The sequence below is a fragment of the Pseudomonas sp. P4_D7 genome, assembly GCF_056401755.1.
On record NZ_JBFUIR010000086.1, the window covers coordinates 5,001 to 8,414 of the forward strand.

At 56.1% G+C, this 3,414-nt stretch carries 1 tRNA gene, 2 rRNA genes and 1 pseudogene (1 of these 4 cut by a window edge); 3 read left to right on the top strand and 1 reads right to left on the bottom strand.

The window, feature by feature from the left end:
• From AC1DVF_RS27885 to AC1DVF_RS27895, 3 genes are all read left to right on the top strand, one after another.
• Positions 1-1,501 (top strand): 23S ribosomal RNA (locus AC1DVF_RS27885) (it extends 1,441 nt beyond the left edge of the window).
• A gap of 272 nt (positions 1,502-1,773) precedes the next feature.
• A 5S ribosomal RNA gene (gene rrf, locus AC1DVF_RS27890) occupies positions 1,774-1,888 on the top strand.
• A 213-nt stretch (positions 1,889-2,101) separates the two neighbouring features.
• Positions 2,102-2,178: transfer RNA gene (locus tag AC1DVF_RS27895), tRNA-Met, on the top strand.
• 110 nt (positions 2,179-2,288) lie between these two features.
• Here the strand turns inward: AC1DVF_RS27895 and AC1DVF_RS27900 are convergent.
• A pseudogene (locus tag AC1DVF_RS27900) lies at positions 2,289-3,414 on the bottom strand (IS3 family transposase); the annotation flags it as partial.

The following is a 3,414-nucleotide window of genomic DNA, read 5'->3' on the forward strand; positions in this document are numbered from 1 at the left end:
GACATGAGTAACGATAAAGAGGGTGAGAGACCCTCTCGCCGAAAGACCAAGGGTTCCTGCTTAAAGTTAATCTGAGCAGGGTTAGCCGGCCCCTAAGCCGAGGCAGAAATGCGTAGGTGATGGGAACCACGTTAATATTCGTGGGCCTGGTGGTAGTGACGGATCGCAAAAATTGTTCAACCTTATTGGATTGGTTGGGCAGTGGGGCGGTTCCAGGAAATAGCTCCACCGTATAGACCGTACCCGAAACCGACACAGGTGGTCAGGTAGAGTATACCAAGGCGCTTGAGAGAACTATGTTGAAGGAACTCGGCAAATTGCACGCGTAACTTCGGAAGAAGCGTGACCCCATTTTGGGCAACCATAATGGGGTGGCACAGACCAGGGGGTAGCGACTGTTTATCAAAAACACAGGGCTCTGCGAAGTCTAAAGACGACGTATAGGGTCTGACGCCTGCCCGGTGCTGGAAGGTTAAGAGGAGAGGTGCAAGCTTTGAATCGAAGCCCCAGTAAACGGCGGCCGTAACTATAACGGTCCTAAGGTAGCGAAATTCCTTGTCGGGTAAGTTCCGACCTGCACGAATGGCGTAACGACTTCCCCGCTGTCTCCAACATAGACTCAGTGAAATTGAATTCCCCGTGAAGATGCGGGGTTCCTGCGGTCAGACGGAAAGACCCCGTGCACCTTTACTATAGCTTTACACTGGCATTCGTGTCGGCATGTGTAGGATAGGTGGTAGGCTTTGAAGCGGGGACGCCAGTCTTCGTGGAGCCATCCTTGAAATACCACCCTTATCGTCATGGATGTCTAACCGCGGTCCGTCATCCGGATCCGGGACAGTGTATGGTGGGTAGTTTGACTGGGGCGGTCGCCTCCGAAAGAGTAACGGAGGCGCGCGATGGTGGGCTCAGACCGGTCGGAAATCGGTCGTCGAGTGCAATGGCATAAGCCCGCCTGACTGCGAGACTGACAAGTCGAGCAGAGACGAAAGTCGGTCATAGTGATCCGGTGGTCCCGCGTGGAAGGGCCATCGCTCAACGGATAAAAGGTACGCCGGGGATAACAGGCTGATGACCCCCAAGAGTCCATATCGACGGGGTTGTTTGGCACCTCGATGTCGGCTCATCGCATCCTGGGGCTGGAGCAGGTCCCAAGGGTTTGGCTGTTCGCCAATTAAAGCGGTACGTGAGCTGGGTTCAGAACGTCGTGAGACAGTTCGGTCCCTATCTGCCGTGGGTGTAGGAATATTGACAGGATCTGTCCCTAGTACGAGAGGACCGGGATGGACATATCTCTGGTGGACCTGTTGTCCTGCCAAGGGCATAGCAGGGTAGCTATATATGGAATGGATAACCGCTGAAGGCATCTAAGCGGGAAACCAACCTGAAAACGAGTATTCCCTATCAGGGCCGTGGAAGACGACCACGTTGATAGGCCGGGTGTGGACGTGCAGCAATGCATGAAGCTTACCGGTACTAATCGCCCGATTGGCTTGATCGTTCTTGTTGCCTGTGCTCATCAAGCTTTGCTTGATGACACGCAACTTCTCTTGTCCTGGCGCGCTAGTCGCGCTGCGGACGGCCCGCGCTAAGCGGTATTTTGCCTGAAGGCAAAAACCGGAGCGCGACGGCCTCTGGCCTGTATGGGTGCCCAAAGCACCGGTGCAGAACCGAAGGCTCCATCTGACGTGTTCATAAGACTAATCACTATCGACTAGTCACTAATCACTCTTCACGAGTGAACCAGCTTCTCACAATGTTGCGCTTCGCTGACCTGGTGGTCATTGCGGGGCGGCCGCACCCGTTCCCATTCCGAACACGGCCGTGAAACGCCCCTGCGCCAATGGTACTCCGTCTCAAGACGCGGGAGAGTAGGTCGCTGCCAGGTCTGCCAAACGCAACATATCTTCTCATTACGAAACCTAACGGCCCTTGAAGCCGACCTCAAGGGCCGCCCACAAGCGGCCTTTCGTCGTTCAAGGGAAACTTGCAGTGCGTCCCTTACAGGAGACAAATCGCCTTCGGCAATTTGCTCCGGCAGAAGCGTAAACTGCTTTGCAGTTTACGCACCGCGACAAAACCCAAAGGGTTTTGCGCTTAACGCGGGGTGGAGCAGCCCGGTAGCTCGTCAGGCTCATAACCTGAAGGCCGCAGGTTCAAATCCTGCCCCCGCAACCAAATTCCCCAAACTCCCGAAGCAATCGCTCCGGGAGTTTTTTTGTTGTCGAGGGATATTGTACCGTTCCCAACCAGCCCTCGTCCTCCACGAGTGACCTTGCCCCCAAGTTTTATCCAGTTTTGAGTTCGCTCCAGCGGTTTTTGGTTGCTGTATTCGGGGCGGTAGCGGCGGGTTGCGGTGCAGAGCCATTCCGGCTGCGCAGCACCGCATCACGTCGCGGGCTAATTGTCTGAGCGAACTCGGCAGGTGTCATCCAGCCGAGTCCAGAGTGTGGTCGATGATCGTTGTAATCGCTGCGCCAGTTTGAAAGCGCTGATCGAGCATGGGTCAGTGACGAGAAGAGAGTTTCATTCAGGAACTCATCTCGCAGCCGCCCATTGAAGCTTTCGATGAAGGCATTCTGAATCGGTTTGCCCGGTGCGATGTGGTCCGATCCGTCCATTGCAGGATCGCGTTGCTGGTGAACTCGCTGCCATTGTCGCTGACGATCATCTTCGGCTTGCCGCGTTCTTCGATGATCCGATCCAGCTCACGGGCAACCCGCAGCCCGGAAAGGGACGTATCGGAGACGAGGCCCAGGCATTCCCTGGTGCAATCATCAACGACCCTCAGCACCCGGAACCTGCGACCATCGGTGAGTTGATCCGACACGAAGTCCAGTGACCAGCGATCATTGGTGTTAAGCGGGATCAGCATCGGTGCTCGTGTGCCTATCGCTCGCTTGCGACCGCCGCGCTTGCGCACCGTCAGCTTCTCTTCCCGATAGAGCCGGAAGAGCCACTTGTGGTTCACAACGTGACCCTCGCGCCTGAGCAGAACATGAATGCGTCGATAGCCGAAGCGGCGGCGTTCATGCGCCAACGCCTTCATCCGCTCGCGAAGATCGTGGTCATCGCTGCGCCTGGCTTCGTAACGGATCGTCATCCGGCAAAAGCCGATGGCTTTACACGCCCGCCGTTCGCTCATCTGGTGGCGATCCATCAGATGAGCGACAGCTTTCCGCCTTGCTGCGGGCGTCACCACTTCTTTCCCAAAAGGTCTTTCAAGGCGGCATTGTCGAGCATCGCATCTGCCAGGAGCCGTTTCAGCTTCGTGTTCTCGTCTTCCAGCGCCTTCAGACGCTTGGCTTCGGATACGTCCATGCCGCCGAATTTGGCCTTCCATTTATAGATGCTGGCATCGTTGACGCCGTGCTTGCGGCAAAGCTCCGAGACCGACGTGCCAGTCTCGTGCTC